This window comes from Pseudomonas syringae group sp. J248-6 (assembly GCF_032586995.1).
Taxonomy (GTDB): Bacteria; Pseudomonadota; Gammaproteobacteria; order Pseudomonadales; family Pseudomonadaceae; genus Aquipseudomonas; species Aquipseudomonas amygdali.
Genome location: NZ_JAWHOP010000012.1, coordinates 58814 through 76152, shown reverse-complemented (window position 1 = coordinate 76152; position 17339 = coordinate 58814). Strand labels below are relative to the sequence as shown.

Sequence of the window (17339 nt, the reverse complement as noted above, 5' to 3'; positions counted from 1 at the left end):
ATGTACGTCGCGCCGGTGACCACTTTCAGGCACACTCGGGCGTTCTATAACTTCAACAAAATGTATCCATATGCCTAACCATTGCAAGCCTTGCCACGCGTCTGGAGCTTTTCATGTTCGCCCTTGATCGGGCGCTGGCCCAGGACATCGTCGACCGGGCCATGGCCATTCTGCCCTACAACGTCAATGTCATGGACTACCTGGGTATCATCATCGGCAGTGGCGACCCCGAGCGCTTGTGTACCCGTCATGAGGGCGCGCAGCGGGTGCTGGCCAACCGGCAGGTGGTGGAAATTGATTCGCAGGCGGCGTTGCAGCTCGGTGGCGTCAAGCCGGGGGTCAATCTGCCGCTGATGCTTGACCATCAATTGGTCGGCGTGCTCGGCATCACCGGCGAGCCGGACGAAGTGCGGGTATATGGCGAACTGGTCAAGATGACTGCCGAGATGCTCATGGAACAGTGCCGTCAGCAGGCTGACCTGCAATGGCGGGCACAGCGCAGCGAAGACCTGCTGGCGCGCCTGCTGCTGCCGGATTGCCCCGATAGCCTTGTGGATGAAGCACGCCAGCTCGGTTTGCAACCGCATGTGGCGCGTCAGGTGGTACTGATCCAGTTTGAAAAGCAAGGGCAGGTTGCCAGCCAGGTGGCAACCTGGCTTGGCACGCGTTACGCCGACAGCTGGTGCGTGCTGCGCGAGCCCACCTTGCTGTACTGGTGCCGCGCCACGGGCAAGGAACGTGACGATGCGCTGCTGCTCAAGCAGTTCGATGAGCACCGCTGGCCGGTGCTGCGCATGGCAACCGTGGCCCAGTCTGCTGACTTGCCCGCCTTGCGTCATGCCTGTGCGGCGGCGCGGGATCTGCTCGATTACGCCAGTCAGGCAAGGCCGGGGCAGCGCTTGCTGCGTCTTGAGGCGTACCGTCTGCCGGTGCTGTTCTGGCGCTATCGCCACGACTGGCTGGCCGAAGACGTCGCCGAGCCGATTGGCCGTTTGCATAACCACGTGCAACTGCTTGACACCCTGTGCAAATGGTTCGAGTTCAGTGGCGAAAGCCAGGCCTGCGCCGAAGCCCTGGGCATCCATCGCAACAGCCTGCGTTACCGGCTGGAGAAGATCGGCGAGCTGACCGGCTGCGATCCTTACAAGACCGATGACCTGCTGCGTCTGTATCTGGGCGCGCAGATGATCACTCGTCACGACTGAACACGGTTTTTGTTCAAATGCCCGATAACGGTTGCCGATCATTGTGCGAAGGGCAGGCGGAAAACCCGGTGGCGGATGAGAGCATGCGAGCATCGGATATGGAGAACAACAATGAAAATAGTCATCGCCCCCGACTCGTTCAAGGACAGCCTCAGTGCACAGGCCGTTGCCGACGCCATCGCCAGTGGTCTGGCCGAGGTCTGGCCGCATGCCCAACTGATCAAATGCCCGATGGCAGATGGCGGGGAGGGCACCATCGAAGCGTTGCTGGCAGCCTGCAATGGTGAACTGATGAGCGCCCGGGTCAGCGGACCGCTGGGCGATCCGGTCCAGGCTCATTGGGGCTGGCTGGCCGAGAGCAGAACGGCAATCATCGAAATGGCCATGGCCAGCGGTTTGCAATTACTGACGCTGGCACAGCGCGATGCCTGTGTGACCAGCACAGCAGGCACGGGCCAGTTGATCTCGGCGGCACTGGATGCGGGTGCCCGTCGCGTGATTCTGGCCATCGGTGGCAGCGCAACCAACGACGGCGGCAGCGGCATGCTCTCGGCATTGGGCGCACGCTTTCTCGATGCCGACGATCAGCCCTTGCCACCGGGCGGTCTCGCGCTTGCCGATCTGGCCCGTATCGACCTGAGCGGCTTCGATCCGCGCTTGTCTGACGTGTGCGTCGAAATTGCCGCCGACGTCGATAATCCATTGTGCGGACCGAATGGTGCCTCGCATATCTTCGGCCCGCAAAAAGGCGCATCGCCCGAGCAGGTTGTGGCGCTGGATGCCGCACTTGGGTGTTTCGCCGACCATTCGGCGCAGATCCTCGGTCTGGACCAGCGCAACAGCCCTGGCAGCGGTGCGGCAGGCGGAATGGGCTTTGCTGCCAAGGCGTATCTGAATGCCTCGTTTCGCGCTGGCGTTGAGGTGGTTGCCGAGCTGACCGGGCTGGAGCAGGCGTTGACCGGGGCCGACCTGGTCATTACCGGCGAAGGCCGTTTTGATGCGCAGACCTTGCGCGGCAAGACGCCGCTTGGCGTCGCACGAGTCGCGCAGCGCCAACAAGTGCCAGTGATCGTGCTGGCTGGAACGCTTGGCGAAGGTTACGAACAGCTTTACCCGCACGGCATTGGCGCGGCCTTCGCGCTGGTCAGCGGGCCGATGAGCCTTGAACAGGCCTGTCGCGATACCAGTCGCCTGCTGCATGACCGCGCGCGTGACGTGGCGCGGCTCTGGCAAATGGCGGCAGCACGCTGAGTGCAGCCCTCCGGACAGCGCTTTGCACAGGCCCGGTCCGGGTAGTCGATCTGCCTTTCGAGTAAAAAGCCTGAATGATCACCGGCAATCCTAAAGAATTGTCGGACAGGGACGATATGCTCTCGGTTGTCTGACAACTTCGCGTCAGATACTGCCCTCCAAATACAAAAGAGCACTGGTCATGAATCTACGCACACTCACAATCGCTCGTCGTGCCGGTCTGGGTTTTACCCTGATTTCCCTGTTGGTGGCTTTACTTGGCTGGTTCGCGCTGGCACAGATGTCGACCATTCGCCAGAGCGAAGTGGCGGTAGAGACCAACTGGCTGCCCAGCATGCGAGTGGTCAACGATATCCGGGAAATCATGCTGCGTATCCGGACCATCTCCTTGCGCATGGCGCTGGACACCGACCCTGCGAGCATTCCGACCTATCGCGGGCAGCTGGACGTACGTCTGGGTGATCTGGACAAGAAGCTGGGCATCCTCAAGACGTTCGTCGACACCCCTGAAGAGACGACCCTGACTGACCAGTTCATGGTCACCATGGGCCAATACCGCAGCGCGCTGGATCGCTCTTTTGTTCTCGCCGGGCAGGGCGACAGCACCGGTCTGAACAAGCTGCTGCTGGTTGATATGAAACAGATCGTCGATGGTTCCGGCAAACAGCTCAATGATCTGGCTGATTTCTATGTCACCAAGGTCGATGCCGAAGGCAAGTCGGCCGAAGCCCAATATGACAAATCGCGTGACATCGTCATTGTCTTTGTCGTTCTCGCTGCATTGTGCACCATCGGTCTGGCGCTCTGGCTGACGCGCAGCATCGTGGGCCCGTTGCAACGTGCCGTGACTGCTGCCGAGCAGGTTGCCAGCGGCGACCTGACCCATACCATCGAAGTTGACGGCGAAGACGAAGTCACCCGACTGCTGCGTGCCTTGGCAATGATGCAGGTCAATCTGCGTGAAGCCATGCGCCACATCGGCAGCTCAGCTACCCAGCTGGCGTCGGCGGCCACCGAACTCAACTCGGTCACCGAGGACAGCTATCGCGGATTGAACCAGCAGAATGCAGAGATCGATCAGGCCGCCACGGCGATCAACGAAATGACCTCGGCAGTAGAGGAAGTTGCGCGTAACGCCGTGTCCACGTCGGACGCCTCCACCCAGTCCAGCACCTCGGCACTGGCAGGCCAGACGCGGGTGATCGAGACGGTGCAGTCGATCCAGACACTGACCGACAACGTGCAGGCCACCTCGACACTGGTGCAAAACCTCGCCAATCAGTCTCAGGATATCGGCAAGGTGCTGGACGTGATCCGCTCGATTGCCGAACAGACCAACCTGCTGGCGCTCAACGCGGCCATCGAGGCGGCGCGCGCGGGCGAGTCGGGCCGTGGTTTCGCGGTAGTGGCGGATGAAGTCCGTGCATTGGCGCATCGCACCCAGCAGTCGACGCTGGAAATCGACTCGATGGTCAATGCCATGCGCAGCGGTTCAGCGCAGGCGCTCGACTCGATGAACACCAGCCGCGACCGGGCCGATTCGACCTTGGCGCTGGCCAAGGGCGCGGGCGAGTCGCTGAGTGAAATCACGTCGTCGATCAATCAGATATCCGAGCGTAATCTGGTGATCGCCAGCGCTGCGGAAGAACAGGCGCAAGTGTCGCGTGAAGTCGACCGCAACATCGTCAACATTCGCGATCTGTCCATGCAATCGACTCAGGGTGCCAACCAGATCAGTGCTTCGAGCCATGAATTGTCGCGTCTTGCCGCTGACCTGAATCAGGTGGTCTCACGCTTCAAGGTGTAAAACCCTACATTGATACAGGTTGTGTCTGCTTGCCGACGATCGACCGGGCGCGCATTATGCCCTCGGTCGAAATGACCTCCGGTACAGTCTGGGCACAACCTTATCGAAGGGGGCGGCATCGCGTCATGGATAATAATAATCACACCTTCAGCAGTTGGCTGCGCTCGCCAGCCCATCACCAATGGCTGGCACTGGAAGGCAACCGTCTGTTGACTTTCGCCAAGGCTTCCCGGCTCGACAACGGTTTTGGCAGTCTTGATGACTACGGCCGTCTGATGGTCGGTGCCACGGCCGAAACCATGAATACCGCACGTATGACCCACTGTTTTGCCATGGCCCATGCGCAAGGCATACCCGGCTGTGCCGCGCTGGTCGATCATGGCATCGCCGCATTGCGTGGCCCGTTGCGCGATGCCGAACACGATGGCTGGTTCAGTGCTGCGCTCGAAGACGGCGGCAGAACCGAAAAACAGGCGTATCTGCATGCTTTCGTCGCACTGGCGGCCAGTTCTGCCGTGGTGGCGGGGCGGCCTGGCGCGCAGGCGTTGCTGTCCGACGCCATCCAGGTCATCCAGACCCGTTTCTGGAGCGAGCAGGAAGGCGCCATGCGTGAATCGTTCGCGCAGGACTGGAGCAACGAAGAAGCCTATCGCGGCGCCAACAGCAACATGCACAGCACCGAAGCCTTCCTCGCGCTGGCCGACGTGACTGGCGATGCTCAATGGCTCGACCGGGCACTGAGCATTGTCGAACGGGTGATCCATCAACATGCCGGGGCCAACAATTTTCAGGTCATCGAGCACTTCACACAAAACTGGCAACCGCTGCCCGATTACAACCGCGAAAACCCGGCCGACGGCTTCCGGCCGTTCGGCACAACGCCGGGGCATGCCTTCGAGTGGGCACGGCTGGTGCTGCATCTGGAGGCCGCGCGTCGTCACGCCGGGCGGTCAAATCCGGAATGGTTACTGGATGACGCCCGCCAGCTGTTTGCCAATGCCTGCCGCTACGGCTGGGATGTCGACGGTGCGCCGGGTATCATCTACACCCTCGACTGGCAGAACCAGCCAGTGGTCCGTCATCGTCTGCACTGGACCCACTGCGAAGCGGCCGCTGCTGCCGCCGCGTTGCTGCAACGTACCGGCGAGCAACAGTATGAAGACTGGTATCGCTGCTTCTGGGAGTTCAACGAGACCCTGTTCATCGATCATGAGCATGGCAGCTGGCGCCATGAGCTGAACCAGCGCAACGAACCCAGTGCTGATATCTGGCCGGGCAAGCCGGACCTTTATCACGCCTATCAGGCGACGCTGTTGCCGGTGTTGCCGCTGGCACCCAGCCTGACCAGTGCTCTGGCGGGGCATGAGTGAACGGCTGAGCCTGGCATCGGCAATCAGAGCGCAGGGATGCGTTTGTCGCTCAGGCGGATAATCTGCCGGGCCAGGAAGCTGCCGGTCAGGATCACGCCGAACAGGCGCAGGGTCTGCATGGCCAGCACGAAGCCGACATCGGCATGAGTATCGATGGCAATAATGGCCATGGTGTCCAGGCCGCCCGGGCTGGTTGCCAGGTACACCGAGAGATAATCCTTGCCCATCATCGCTGCAATCAGCCAGGCCGACAGGGCACACAGTACGATCAGCAGCAGTGAGGCCAGAATCATCATCGGCAGCCGCCGCCACACGTATTGCACTGTCGGCCGGTCGAAACGCAGCCCTACATAACAGCCGATAGCGCCATAGCCGATTGGCAGCAGCCAGTCAGGAATGCTGATCTGCATGACGCCGCTCAGTTGCAGCGCGCCGCCCAGCATCAACGGCACCAGCAAGGCACCCGCCGGCAAGCGCGAGCCCAATGCTACGCCCGCTACGATCACTGCCAGGCTCAGGGCAAGATCGATCAGGTTCAGACCGGGTAAGGCGGCTGCGGTGCTGTGCAGGTCAGCGCCGGAATCCGGTGCGCCGATGAAATGGCTGACCAGCGCGCCGATGGTGACTACGCAGACCACGCGCACATATTGCATGGTGGCAACGACTCGCGAGTCTGCGCCGTAATCCTCGGACATGGCGACCATCGCCGAAGCCGCGCCGGGCGACGTGCCCCAGGCAGCCGTGTTACTCGGGATTCCGCCAAAGCGCACCAGTACCAGACCCACCGCAGCGCTCAGCACCACGGTCAGGATCGTGGCCAGCAGCATGACGTGCCAGGACTGTAGCGCCGTGAGCAATACGCTGACTGACATGGCATGCGCAATCAGCACACCAACGGTTCCCTGGCCGAGCTGAAACGCCCGCTTGGGCATGCGGATGGTGGCGCCCGACACACCAAAGCCGATAGCAACCAGCATGGGGCCGAGGAACATCGCAGCAGGCATGTTGAACAGTTTGAGCAGTTGGCCGGCAGCACCGGCCATCAGGATCAGGCCCGTCCATTGAGTCAACGGGGCAAGGGTGGAAAGCGAAAAGCGTGAAGCGTGTGACAAGGACGTTCTCCTTGAATCGGGTGGATCACATGCAAACAGTATCGACTTGGCAACCGATCAAGTCTATTTTCTAATAATCATGAATTGATAACTTTGGTTGATAGATATGGACCTGCGCGATCTGACTTATTTTGAAACCATTGCCGAACTGGGCCACCTCGGGCGAGCCGCAGAAAAGCTCAATCGCAGTCAGCCCGCGCTGACAAAAAGCATTCAGCGGCTGGAGGAATCATTCGGAACACGGCTGTTTCAGCGTGACGGTCGACGCATCAAGCTGACCCCGGTGGGTGAGCTGTTGCAGGCACGCGGCAAGGAACTGCAGCAGAGCATTGCCCAGACCCAACGGGAGGTACGGGATTTCGCCAGTGGCATGGTGGGCAACATTCGCGTCGGCTGCGCCGCGACGATGGCGGAATACCTGATGCCGAAACTGACCTCGGCCCTGTTACAGCGTACGCCGGATGTCACCTTCAAACTGGTGATAGGCCAGGATGACCTGTTGCGTGAGTCGCTGCGTTCAGGGCAACTGGACATGATCATCTGCGCACTGGCACCCGACAGCGAAGACGTCACCAGCTTTGCCATACTCAGGGACGAAGCCGTGGTGGTCGCCAGCAAAAAACACCCGATCTTCAAGACCTCATTGAAGATGAGTGACCTCTGCGCGTATCGCTGGGTACTGCCGCCGGTCAGCGTTTCATCACGCAAGTGGCTGGACGCGACCTTTGCTGCCAGCGGCCTGCCGCTGCCGACAGTGCAGATCGAGGCGAACTCGATCTCCCTGTTGCCGGGCTTGATTGCTCAAAGCAACCTGCTGAGCTTCATCGCCCGCGAGTCGCTGGAGTTTGGCAAGACCATGCAACACCTGCGTGAAGTGCCACTGGAACAGACCACTCTCAAACGCACCATCGGCGTGACCCTGCGCAAGGGCGGCTACCTGTCGCCAGCGGCAGAGGGCATGTTGCAGATGCTGCGTGACAACGGCGGGGACTTTCTGGGGTGGGGTTGAGCGCGTGCGTTCAGCTACTCGCCGGGCATGACCTTTAAGCCACTCAGGTACCTTGCCAGTGCCTCGGCACCCAGCTCCACGGTAGAGCTGGTACCCGCCCAGCTACAGGCGAGCATCAGGTTGCGGGGCAAGTCGAAGTCCTCAACCATGAAGCCGTCGCGATCAAACCCGTGTTCATCATGAGGAACCAGTTCGCGCAACGAGGTCACCGGCTCAAAGTACGCCCAAACGGGCTTGTTCAATGCCACCGCCAAACCGACCTCAAATGCGCTGCCCGAATCCGGCTCCAGACCGCGAAACACATTCAGGTTGACCAGTACGGCAGCGCAGCGGTGAATCATCGCGACATTCATCGAGTAAATCTGCTGCGCAGTTTCGTGCGGCGTGCGCCCGAGGGTCACTTCATTGTCAAAGGGGTACAAACCTTCAAGCCCGTGTGCCGAGCACAATGCCTTGAGGTAGCGTCCGTACTCGACGGCGTCGGGCCGGAACACGTCGAAGCCTGCGAGATAAATCAGTGGCGCTTGCATATCCGGCTCTCGACTACAGATGTTATCCGGCTGATTCTAAGGCCGACTGTCTGGCCGCGATACATGCCATTGATCGGCCGACCGGCGCTTGGCAGGTGTTTGCGCTGGAATCTGTACGGATAACCAGTATCCTTGCCCAGTCTGCTCATTCGTCATGTGAACGCTGGCCTTGAATACTGCACCTCTCGACAATCCGTTTTATTACCTGGAAAACTTCCGGCAGGTCCTCGCCTGGATTGCCCGGCGCTACGACGACCTGCTCGACGCATCCGAGCGCCGCTTCATCAGCGAGTTTGCCGAGGTGCCCGTGTGTGCCCAAGGCCTGTTGGTGCGCATGGTGATGCGCAAGGGCGTGTTGTTTCGGGCCAGCAAACTGAGTTACGTCGAGATCGGCGATCCCCATGAGGCGGTGCAGCCGCTGCTGGAGCGAGGTTGGGTCGTCACCAGCCCGCCACTGGGTTTGAGCGAACTGTTCCAGTTGCTGCGCCGGGACGAGCTGACCCAGTGCTTCAAAGCCCATGCGGTCAAGGGGCCAGAGCGCAAGCAGGCATGGCTGGAGCGCTTGCAGCCGTTGTATGAAGCGCCGCAGGCACTTGAGCAATGGCACCCGACATTGTCTGACGCCGTGTTCGGCCTGAATATCATGCCGCTCTGTGACCGCCTGCGATTGTTGTACTTCGGCAATCTGTATCAGGAGTGGTCGGAGTTCGTGCTGGCTGATCTGGGCATCTACCGCTACGAAAAGGTCGAGTTTTCGGTGCAGTCGCGCGTCATCAATCAGCGCGCCGACATCGATGTTTGCCTGCAATTGCATGCCTGTCGAGAAGCGCTGGAAACCTGCATCGATCTGCATGCGCTGGCCGAACAGGTCATCGCGATACAGTGCGGCAATGCATGGTTGCATATGCGCCGCGCCAAACTGCTGTTTCGCATCGGGCAACAGGCCGAGCGCCTGCAGGACTGGCCTCTGGCGATGGCGGTGTACCGTCAGTCCAGCTACCCCGGCGCGCGTTCGCGGCAGATCCGGGTGCTGGAACGCAACGCCGAATACGCAGCCGCCATGACGCTTGTGCAGCAGGCGCGGAGTGCCCCGGAAAGTGATGCCGAGGTTCAGCATCTGTCGCGCGTGTTGCCACGACTGCAACGCAAGCTCGGCCTGACGGTCGAGCGCAGGCGCGCGGCGCGTATCGTCTCGCGGCTGGACGTGCAGGTTGCGTCATTGGCGGGGGTGAGTGTCGAACGTCTGATACGCCAGCACCTTGAACAAGAGCAGGGTGGGGAAGTGCATTACGTCGAGAATGCGCTGGTCAATTCCCTGTTTGGTCTGCTGTGCTGGAAGGCCATTTTCGCGCCCTTGCCGGGCGCATTCTTTCACCCGTTTCACAGTGCACCCAGCGACCTGTACAGCCCGGATTTCTATCAGCGCAGGGTGGCATTGTTCGATGCCTGCCTGATGCAACTGGAGTCAGGTGAATATCTGGCGACCATTCGCGAGCATTTTCAAAGCAAATTCGGCCTGCAGTCACCCTTCGTATTCTGGGCTGCGTTGACGCCGCAGCTATTGGAGCAGGCACTGTATTGCCTGCCCGCTGAGCACCTGCGTCACTGGTTTCGTCGTCTGTTGCAGGATGTAAAAGCCAACCGGACCGGAATGCCGGACCTGATCCAGTTCTTCCCGGAGCAGCGGCGCTATCGAATGATAGAGGTCAAGGGACCAGGGGATCGTCTCCAGGACAACCAACTGCGCTGGCTGGACTTCTGCGCCGAGCATGGTATGCCGGTGGAGGTGTGTTATGTGCAGTGGGCGACTGAACATGCTGCCGACGTCATTGAAGAGTTGGCCTGCCATCAAGGCGCTTTGTGTTCATCCTGACTGTCTTGATGATTGGCGTCATGCGGTTGTTTCGAGTCATGAGGCTTGTCAGCCGCACTGCCGTTGTTTCCGGGCTGCGGGTCCATGCCTTTGGTGCCTGGGCTTGTGCCTGGCGCGCCGGGACTGGTTCCGTCCACATTCTTTTCCGCTCCGGTGCCGGGCACTTTCGGGCCGTCGCCTACCGGGTTCGTCGGGCCTGTAGAGCCTGCGAATGCGCTTGCGCCCGAGAGCGCCAGCAGTGCTGCAAGGCCTAATGCCCCCAATCTATTCCTGATCATGCTGCGACCTCCGTGAATGCAATGGGGTAGAACGGTGTTACGGGGCTGTCACTGACACGCGAGCAGAGCCTGTTGTCCTGCCCGCGTCAGAAGCTTGATTACTGAGTCTTGGTTTTTTCAGTAACGTTGCTCTTGTCGTGCGTGCCATGCGCGCCCTTGTCATGTTTCATCGACTTTTCGGCAGCCGCTTTTTTGCTGTCTGTTTGCGCGCCAGGAGTTTCGGAAGAGGTGCGGTCCATCGGCTGGGTGTTAGTGCCCGGCAGCTTGGTCGCATTCTTGTTGATCGGCGTTTCAGAGCTGGTCGTCGATTCGGCAAAAGCTGCACCCGAAGCGACGGCCATCAGGCCTGCCAGGGTGAGGGCAGTCAGTTTGGTCTTGATCATGATGCTTACTCCGTTGTTTTAAAGTAGTTCTTTAACGTACGTATATTGGTCATTGGCCAGTGGCCATAGGTGCCGTTGAACCCGACGAACGGTAGCTTCTTGCGACACGCTCCCACCAATGCCGACTCCTTGCGTCGGCGGTTTCAAACCTTTTGCATTCGCTGGTTTGCATAGATGTGATGAGCGCTGATGGAACATTTTTAAGTTGATTTAGCTATAACGTGACCGTCCGGTCATCCCCAACGATTCTTAAAATCATACTTTCTTACATTTTTATAACGCAGATGGCGTTTGGCTATCTATCTAAAGGTGGCAAAAAGCTATTTAGCGCTGTGGGGCATGATTTCGCCGTAAACATTGGGCTCTACGGGTTTTTTCAACGTCGGCAGCGTAGGAAATCGCCTACAAAAAAGTTCCTTCGCTGACACGATTCGTTGGATTGTCATGAAACAGCAACATTTCAGGTTTTAAATCCGCCTCGGGCCTCCTTAACTGGGCCACCACACAATCTCCTGGACTGAGGTATTACCGTGATACTGCTGACTAAAAAACGCTTGTCGCTTCTGATCGCTTCGCTGTGCCTCAGCGGTGTGGCCCATGCGACTGATGTCACAGGTGCTGGTTCGAGTTTCGTCTACCCGGTTATTTCAGCGTGGTCCCAGGACTACAGCAAAACCAAGGATAACCGTATCAACTATCAGTCCATCGGTTCGGGCGGCGGTATTGCCCAGATCAAGGCAGCGACTGTTGACTTCGGTGCATCCGACGCCCCTATGTCCGCTGAGGACCTGCAGGCCGGCGGCCTGGGTCAATTCCCAAGCGTCATCGGCGGTATCGTGCCGATCGTCAACGTCGAAGGCGTTGAAAGTGGCGAGCTGAAGCTGGACGGCCCAACTATCGCCAAGATCTTCATGGGCGACATCAAGAAGTGGAACGACCCGGCAATCACTGCCCTGAACTCGGGCGTGAAGCTGCCTGATACTGCGATCACCGTTGTTCACCGCTCGGACGGTTCGGGTACCACTTACAACTTCACCAACTACCTGAGCAAAGTCAGCCCGGAGTGGAACGAGAAGCTGAAGTTCGGTTCGACCGTGCAATGGCCAGCCGGTGTGGGCGGCAAGGGTAACGAAGGTGTTTCTGCCTACGTGAAACAGATCAAGGGTTCGATCGGTTACGTTGAGTACTCCTACGCAACGACCAACAAGTTGTCTTACACCCAGTTGAAAAACGCTGCCGGCAAATTCATCAAGCCAGACGCCAAGGCTTTTGCTGCCGCTGCTGACACTGCCGACTGGGCGAGCGCCAAAGACTTCAACCTGATCATGACCAACGCGCCGGGTGAGGCTGCATGGCCGATCACCGCGACCACCTGGATCATCATGTACAAGAAAGCCAAGAACGAAGAGAAAAGCGCAGCCGCTTTCGACTTCTTCAAATGGTCCCTGGAAAACGGCCAGAAACAAGCCGAGAAACTGGAATATGTAGCATTGCCGAAATCGCTGGTTGAACGCGTGGAAAGCTACTGGAAAACGGAATTCACCAAGTAAGTGATTCAACCCGTACCACCCCTGTCATCAGCCGCGATATCGGCTCGGTGACAGGGGCTTTTCCTTGCGAGTGGCCTCAACATGACTGAAAACACCCAATACCTGTCCGCTAACGTCTCCGCTGGTGAGTCCGAGGGCGAGAAGCGCGCCAAACGGGATCATCGTCATGACCTGTGGTTCAAGCGTTCATTGCAAGCCGCAGCCATGCTGGTGCTTGCTTTGCTGGGTTGTATTGCCTTGTCGACCCTGTGGGGCGGCAGTCTGGCATTCCAGACTTTCGGGTTTGGCTTTCTGACCAGCACCGAGTGGGACGTGAACGCCGGCAAGTTCGGCGCACTGGTTCCGATCTACGGCACTCTGGTTACCTCTTTTCTGGCTTTGCTGATCGCCGTACCGGTGAGTTTCGGCATTGCAATCTTTCTGACCGAAGTGGCTCCGCCTTGGCTGCGCATGCCGATTGCCTCGGCCATCGAGCTGTTGGCCGGTATCCCTTCGATCATCTACGGCATGTGGGGGCTGTTTGTCTTTGGCCCGTTCATGGCTGAACACCTGTCACCCTGGATCACCGAAAACCTCGGCGCACTGCCGCTGATCGGTCCGATGTTTCAGGGCCCGCCGCTGGGTATCGGCATGCTGACCGCCGGTATCGTGCTGGCGATCATGATCACGCCGTTCATTACCTCGGTGATGCAGGAAGTCTTCCGTACCGTGCCCGTGGCCCTCAAAGAGTCGGCCTACGCACTGGGCGGCACGACCTGGGAAGTGGTCTGGGACATCGTGCTGCCTTACACCCGTTCGGCAGTGGTCGGTGGTGTGTTCCTCGGGTTGGGACGCGCGCTCGGCGAAACCATGGCGGTAACCTTTGTACTGGGCAACGCCCATCAGTTCTCTGCATCGCTGATGATGCCGAGCAGTTCCATTGCGTCGGTGATCGCCAACGAGTTCAACGAGGCCTATACCGACTTGCACCGTTCGGCACTGATCGCCCTTGGCTTCCTGTTGTTTGTGGTCACCTTCATCGTGCTGGCCCTTGCACGTCTGATGCTGTCGCGCCTTTCGCGTAAGGAGGGGTTATGAGTAAGGATGTGACAGGCAGCGAGAGCCTGTATCGGGTTCGCAGCATCAAGAACAAGATTGCGATGGTGCTCAGCTGTGGTGCCACTGCCTTCGGCCTGCTGTGGCTGGTGTGGATTCTGCTGACCACCATCATCAAGGGTATCGACGCGCTCAACCTGCAGTTGTTCACCGGCATGACCCCGCCACCTGGCACCGAGGGTGGCCTGGCCAACGCGTTCTACGGCAGCGTGCTGATGTCTGGCATAGGCCTGTTGATCGGTACACCAATCGGCTTGATGGCCGGTATCTGGCTGGCCGAGTTTGCCCGCTACACCAAGCTGGGTAACGCAGTACGCTTCATCAACGACATCCTGCTTTCGGCACCTTCCATCGTACTCGGCCTGTTCGTTTATACCGTTGTGGTACTGCCGCTCAACGCAGTGACAGGCCATCAGGTGGGCTTTTCGGCGATTGCCGGTGCACTGGCTCTGGCATTGCTGGTCATCCCGGTGGTGGTGCGTACCACTGACGAAATGATGCAACTGCAACCCTCGACCATGCGTGAAGCCGCGCTGGCGTTGGGTGTGCCGCAATGGAAGCTGACCCTGCAAATCGTTCTGCGTGCGGCCAAGGCGGGTGTGGTTACCGGCGTATTGCTGGCATTGGCACGTATCACCGGCGAAACCGCGCCGCTGCTGTTCACCGCTTTCGGCAACCAGTTCTGGAGCAGTGATCTGCTCAAACCAATCGCCAGTGTTCCGGTGGTGGTTTTCCAGTACGCCATGAGCCCGTTCGATGATTGGCACTCCCTGGCATGGGCCGGTGCGCTGGTCATGACGTTGTTCGTACTGATACTGAGTCTGCTGTCTCGCTTAATTCTTCTGCGCAATAGGGCGTCCTGATGAACAACCTTTCCCTGGCCAACGAAAAGACCAAGATCCAAGTGCGCGGTCTGGAGTTTTTCTACAACAACCAGAAGTCGTTGAAGTCCATCGACATGACCATCCCCGAGAAGCGCATCACTGCGATCATCGGCCCGTCGGGTTGCGGTAAATCGACCCTGCTGCGCGTTTTCAACCGTATTTACGCGATGTATCCGAAACAGGAAGCGCGCGGCGAAGTGCTGCTCAATGGCGAAAACATCCTGGCGCCTGGCTACTCGATGAACCGCCTGCGCAGTCATGTGGGAATGGTGTTCCAGAAGCCGGTGCCGTTTCCGATGTCGATCTACGACAACATTTCCTATGCCATCAAGCACCACGAAAAGCTGTCGCGTCGGGAAATGGAAGATCGCGTCGAGCAGGCACTGCGTGGCGCGGCGTTGTGGGATGAGGTCAAGGACAAGCTCAAGCAGAGCGCAACCGGTCTGTCCGGTGGTCAGCAGCAGCGTCTGTGCATCGCCCGGACCATCGCGCTGCGTCCTCAGGTCCTGCTGCTCGACGAGCCGACCTCGGCACTTGACCCGATTTCGACCGGGCGTATCGAACAGCTGATCACTGAACTCAAGGAGCAGTTCACCGTGATCATCGTGACCCACAACATGCAGCAGGCGGCGCGTTGCTCCGACTACACCGCTTTCATGTTCATGGGTGAACTGATCGAGCACGGCGACACCGACACCATCTTCACCAAGCCTTCCAAGACCCAGACCGAAGACTACATTACCGGTCGTTTCGGCTGATCAACCGGCCAGGGCGGGCGCTTCCTGGCGCTCGCCCATGAACTCCTCGATCCTGCTGCGCAGCCAACGCTCGGCAGGGTCGCTGTCCATCACACTCAGCCACGTCATCGACAGGTCCAGCCCCGGCGTGGGGAAGGGCAACGGCTCGTCATACAGCAAACCCAATGCGCTCATGGCCTTCGCCGCGTAGTCGGACAGGCCCGAAATCATGTCGGTGCCAGCCATCAGTGCGGGCAGGGTGGCGAACTGCGGCACTGACAACACGACCTGACGCTTGCGACCCAGTGCGGTCAGCCACTCATCGGCAAAGCTGCTGATGCTGGCCACGTGCGACACCACCACATGAGGTCGTGAACAATATTCGTCGATGCTCATCGGGCCGCGCGGTTTGTCGGCGCGCACCAGCCGTGGCTGCACGTTGCGCAGCGTCTTGCGTTTGGCATTGGCCGGCAGCTCACGGGTCAGGCAGACGCCGACGGTGATGTCGCCGGACATCAGCACTTCGGAGATATTCAGGTAGTCGACGTGTTTGACCACGATCACCACGCCAGGCGCCTCCTCGCGGATGGCCTTGAGCATGGCGGGAAACAGGCCGAATTCGACGTCGTCGGTCAGGCCGATGCGAAACGTCATCTTGCTGACCGAAGGATCAAAATCGGTGGTCAGGCTCAGCGCGGTAGACATGGCATCCAGCGCTGGCGTCAGGTGCTTGAGAATTTCATGGGCACGCGCGGTCGGCTCCATACGATGCCCGACGCGGATGAACAACGGGTCATTGAGCAGGTTGCGCAAGCGATTCAGTGCGGCGCTTATCGTGGGTTGGCCGAGAAACAGCTTTTCGGCTGCCCGGGTGACGTTACGCTCCTGCATTAATGTCTCGAAGACCACCATCAGGTTGATGTCGGCCTTGCGCAGTTCATTTCGATTCATTGCTGTTCCTTGGCATCAGACCTGGCTGACCATGACGGCCTGTAACCGACGGCTCAGTCTAGGCAAGCGTGGCGGGGGGCGTCCAGCGTTTTGCCGCAGTCAGGCCGGCATGATGAAACGTCTGCTTACGGTTCTACAGGCAGGAAAGGGGCGAATCTGTAGCGGGAAACAAGGTCTACTTGCAGGTCTGCGGCTTAACGTGGAAGCGGCTGCAGATTTCGACCCCTATCCACAGGCTACAGGAGGTGCCCCTTATGCGGGCTGCAAAGATTGCCGGCATGTTGATGTCGTTGACGCTGTCCGGCGCTGCACTGGCTGAAACGCCCGGTTACGGCCAGCAACTGGAAGGTTTCACTTACCCCCACGCATTGCAGAAATTCAGTTTTCAGTCCCAGGGCCAGGCGCTGGAAATGGGTTACATGGATGTCGCACCCACCGGCAAGGCCAATGGCCGCACCGCGGTGCTGATGCATGGCAAGAACTTCTGCGCCGCGACCTGGGAAGACACCATCAAGGGGCTGAGCGCTGCGGGCTATCGCGTTGTTGCGCCTGATCAGATCGGTTTTTGCACCTCGACCAAACCTGCGCACTATCAATACAGCTTCCAGCAGTTGTCGATGAACACCCATGCGCTGCTTGAAAAGCTGGGTATCGACAAGGTGTCGGTGGTCGGCCATTCCACCGGCGGCATGCTGGCCACGCGTTACGCGCTCATGTACCCGAAACAGACCGAGAAGCTGGTGATGGTCAACCCGATCGGTCTGGAAGACTGGAAGGCTCTTGGCGTGCCTTACCGCAGCGTCGATCAGTGGTATGAGCGCGAACTGAAGACCACCGCCGAAGGCATTCGCGCCTACGAGCAGAAGACTTACTACGACGGGCGCTGGAAGCCTGAGTACGACAAGTGGGTCGACATGCTGGCGGGCCTGAACAAGGGGCCGGGTCATAAGATTGTTGCCTGGAACTCGGCGCTGATCTACGACATGATTTTCACCCAGCCGGTGTTCTACGAGTTTCCCAGGCTGCAGGTGCCGACCGTGTTGATGATCGGCGATGCCGATACCACCGCCATCGGCAGCGACATTGCACCGCCTGAGGTCAAGGCGAAGATCGGCAATTACAAGGTATTGGGCAAGCAGGTGGCGCAGATGATCCCTGGTGCCAGACTGGTGGAGTTCAAAGGCAAGGGGCATGCCCCGCAGATGGAAGATCCGCAGGGCTTCAATAAAGCGCTGGTGTCCGAGCTGCAATAGTCCGTCATTCATCCCACGCAACAGCCTGGTCGGCCAGCGACCAGGTTGTCT

At 59.3% G+C, this 17339-nt stretch carries 16 protein-coding genes and 1 pseudogene; 12 read left to right on the top strand and 5 right to left on the bottom strand.

Annotated elements, in window-relative coordinates; genetic code table 11:
- The first annotated feature begins 113 nt into the window (after positions 1 to 113).
- The 5 genes and pseudogenes from RYC17_RS16655 to RYC17_RS16640 all read left to right on the top strand — a co-directional run bounded on the left by RYC17_RS16655 (position 114) and on the right by RYC17_RS16640 (position 5633).
- Positions 114 to 1205 (top strand): sugar diacid recognition domain-containing protein, encoded by a 1092-nt coding sequence (locus RYC17_RS16655; RefSeq protein ID WP_316903800.1) that lies wholly within the window; start codon positions 114 to 116, stop codon positions 1203 to 1205.
- A gap of 111 nt (positions 1206 to 1316) precedes the next feature.
- Positions 1317 to 2456 carry a glycerate kinase gene (locus tag RYC17_RS16650; protein ID WP_316888979.1) on the top strand — a complete coding sequence of 380 codons (1140 nt, stop codon included), beginning with the start codon at positions 1317 to 1319 and terminating at the stop codon, positions 2454 to 2456.
- 181 nt (positions 2457 to 2637) lie between these two features.
- Positions 2638 to 3408 (top strand): annotated as a pseudogene (locus RYC17_RS26990) (MCP four helix bundle domain-containing protein); the annotation flags it as partial.
- Complete coding sequence (locus RYC17_RS26985; RefSeq protein ID WP_371321916.1) at positions 3397 to 4263, top strand: methyl-accepting chemotaxis protein; 867 nt, start codon at positions 3397 to 3399, stop codon at positions 4261 to 4263. The pseudogene RYC17_RS26990 and the gene RYC17_RS26985, both read left to right, overlap by 12 nt.
- 125 nt (positions 4264 to 4388) lie before the next feature.
- Entirely contained in the window at positions 4389 to 5633 is a 1245-nt protein-coding gene (locus RYC17_RS16640) for an AGE family epimerase/isomerase (protein ID WP_316903799.1), read from the top strand.
- A 23-nt stretch (positions 5634 to 5656) separates the two neighbouring features.
- On the opposite strand, the gene RYC17_RS16635 is transcribed toward RYC17_RS16640, so the two are convergent.
- Positions 5657 to 6745, bottom strand: coding sequence for an AbrB family transcriptional regulator (locus RYC17_RS16635; RefSeq protein ID WP_058407772.1), 1089 nt, complete (start codon positions 6743 to 6745; stop codon positions 5657 to 5659).
- Positions 6746 to 6851: 106 nt separating this feature from the next.
- Here RYC17_RS16635 and RYC17_RS16630 point away from each other — a divergent pair, with 106 nt between their 5' ends.
- Positions 6852 to 7754: a LysR family transcriptional regulator gene (locus tag RYC17_RS16630; protein WP_058400440.1), complete on the top strand. Its 903-nt coding sequence runs from the start codon at positions 6852 to 6854 to the stop codon at positions 7752 to 7754.
- 14 nt (positions 7755 to 7768) lie between these two features.
- Here RYC17_RS16630 and RYC17_RS16625 read toward each other — a convergent pair whose 3' ends face one another.
- Positions 7769 to 8284: a nucleoside 2-deoxyribosyltransferase gene (locus RYC17_RS16625; protein ID WP_058400441.1), complete on the bottom strand. Its 516-nt coding sequence runs from the start codon at positions 8282 to 8284 to the stop codon at positions 7769 to 7771.
- A 169-nt stretch (positions 8285 to 8453) separates the two neighbouring features.
- Here RYC17_RS16625 and RYC17_RS16620 point away from each other — a divergent pair, with 169 nt between their 5' ends.
- Positions 8454 to 10157, top strand: a complete 1704-nt coding sequence (locus RYC17_RS16620; protein ID WP_058400442.1) for a VRR-NUC domain-containing protein — start codon at positions 8454 to 8456, stop codon at positions 10155 to 10157.
- On the opposite strand, the gene RYC17_RS16615 is transcribed toward RYC17_RS16620, so the two are convergent.
- Positions 10133 to 10435, bottom strand: a complete 303-nt coding sequence (locus tag RYC17_RS16615; protein ID WP_316888971.1) for a hypothetical protein — start codon at positions 10433 to 10435, stop codon at positions 10133 to 10135. The two genes, RYC17_RS16620 and RYC17_RS16615, sit on opposite strands and share 25 nt — an antisense overlap.
- 98 nt (positions 10436 to 10533) lie before the next feature.
- On the bottom strand, positions 10534 to 10818 hold the full coding sequence (locus RYC17_RS16610) for a hypothetical protein (RefSeq protein ID WP_058407768.1): 285 nt from the start codon (positions 10816 to 10818) through the stop codon (positions 10534 to 10536).
- Between the two features lie 530 nt (positions 10819 to 11348).
- Between RYC17_RS16610 and pstS the strand changes: the two genes are divergently transcribed.
- The 4 genes from pstS to pstB all read left to right on the top strand — a co-directional run bounded on the left by pstS (position 11349) and on the right by pstB (position 15105).
- Entirely contained in the window at positions 11349 to 12368 is a 1020-nt protein-coding gene (gene pstS / locus RYC17_RS16605) for a phosphate ABC transporter substrate-binding protein PstS (RefSeq protein WP_002553921.1), read from the top strand.
- Between the two features lie 81 nt (positions 12369 to 12449).
- A complete protein-coding gene (gene pstC / locus RYC17_RS16600) occupies positions 12450 to 13445 on the top strand; it encodes a phosphate ABC transporter permease subunit PstC (protein ID WP_003371940.1) in 996 nt (331 codons plus the stop codon).
- Positions 13442 to 14326 carry a phosphate ABC transporter permease PstA gene (gene pstA, locus RYC17_RS16595; protein WP_002553919.1) on the top strand — a complete coding sequence of 295 codons (885 nt, stop codon included), beginning with the start codon at positions 13442 to 13444 and terminating at the stop codon, positions 14324 to 14326. Before pstC ends, pstA begins: the two co-directional genes overlap by 4 nt.
- Positions 14326 to 15105: a phosphate ABC transporter ATP-binding protein PstB gene (gene pstB, locus RYC17_RS16590; protein ID WP_002553918.1), complete on the top strand. Its 780-nt coding sequence runs from the start codon at positions 14326 to 14328 to the stop codon at positions 15103 to 15105. Before pstA ends, pstB begins: the two co-directional genes overlap by 1 nt.
- Here pstB and RYC17_RS16585 read toward each other — a convergent pair whose 3' ends face one another.
- The gene (locus RYC17_RS16585; protein ID WP_002553917.1) at positions 15106 to 16035 is read right to left on the bottom strand and encodes a LysR family transcriptional regulator; all 930 of its coding nucleotides are present in this window, start codon (positions 16033 to 16035) and stop codon (positions 15106 to 15108) included.
- A gap of 254 nt (positions 16036 to 16289) precedes the next feature.
- Here RYC17_RS16585 and RYC17_RS16580 point away from each other — a divergent pair, with 254 nt between their 5' ends.
- On the top strand, positions 16290 to 17288 hold the full coding sequence (locus RYC17_RS16580) for an alpha/beta fold hydrolase (protein ID WP_122281980.1): 999 nt from the start codon (positions 16290 to 16292) through the stop codon (positions 17286 to 17288).
- Positions 17289 to 17339 lie beyond the last annotated feature (51 nt).

Excerpts from the sequence above, each read along its gene's own strand:
- RYC17_RS16655 (WP_316903800.1), top strand. The coding sequence starts at position 114 with ATGTTCGCCCTTGATCGGGCGCTGGCCCAGGACATCGTCGACCGGGCC.
- RYC17_RS16650 (WP_316888979.1), top strand. The coding sequence starts at position 1,317 with ATGAAAATAGTCATCGCCCCCGACTCGTTCAAGGACAGCCTCAGTGCA.
- RYC17_RS26985 (WP_371321916.1), top strand. The coding sequence starts at position 3,397 with ATGATGCAGGTCAATCTGCGTGAAGCCATGCGCCACATCGGCAGCTCA.
- RYC17_RS16640 (WP_316903799.1), top strand. The coding sequence starts at position 4,389 with ATGGATAATAATAATCACACCTTCAGCAGTTGGCTGCGCTCGCCAGCC.
- RYC17_RS16630 (WP_058400440.1), top strand. The coding sequence starts at position 6,852 with ATGGACCTGCGCGATCTGACTTATTTTGAAACCATTGCCGAACTGGGC.
- RYC17_RS16625 (WP_058400441.1), bottom strand. The coding sequence starts at position 8,284 with ATGCAAGCGCCACTGATTTATCTCGCAGGCTTCGACGTGTTCCGGCCC.
- RYC17_RS16615 (WP_316888971.1), bottom strand. The coding sequence starts at position 10,435 with ATGATCAGGAATAGATTGGGGGCATTAGGCCTTGCAGCACTGCTGGCG.
- RYC17_RS16610 (WP_058407768.1), bottom strand. The coding sequence starts at position 10,818 with ATGATCAAGACCAAACTGACTGCCCTCACCCTGGCAGGCCTGATGGCC.
- pstC (WP_003371940.1), top strand. The coding sequence starts at position 12,450 with ATGACTGAAAACACCCAATACCTGTCCGCTAACGTCTCCGCTGGTGAG.
- pstA (WP_002553919.1), top strand. The coding sequence starts at position 13,442 with ATGAGTAAGGATGTGACAGGCAGCGAGAGCCTGTATCGGGTTCGCAGC.
- pstB (WP_002553918.1), top strand. The coding sequence starts at position 14,326 with ATGAACAACCTTTCCCTGGCCAACGAAAAGACCAAGATCCAAGTGCGC.
- RYC17_RS16585 (WP_002553917.1), bottom strand. The coding sequence starts at position 16,035 with ATGAATCGAAATGAACTGCGCAAGGCCGACATCAACCTGATGGTGGTC.
- RYC17_RS16580 (WP_122281980.1), top strand. The coding sequence starts at position 16,290 with ATGCGGGCTGCAAAGATTGCCGGCATGTTGATGTCGTTGACGCTGTCC.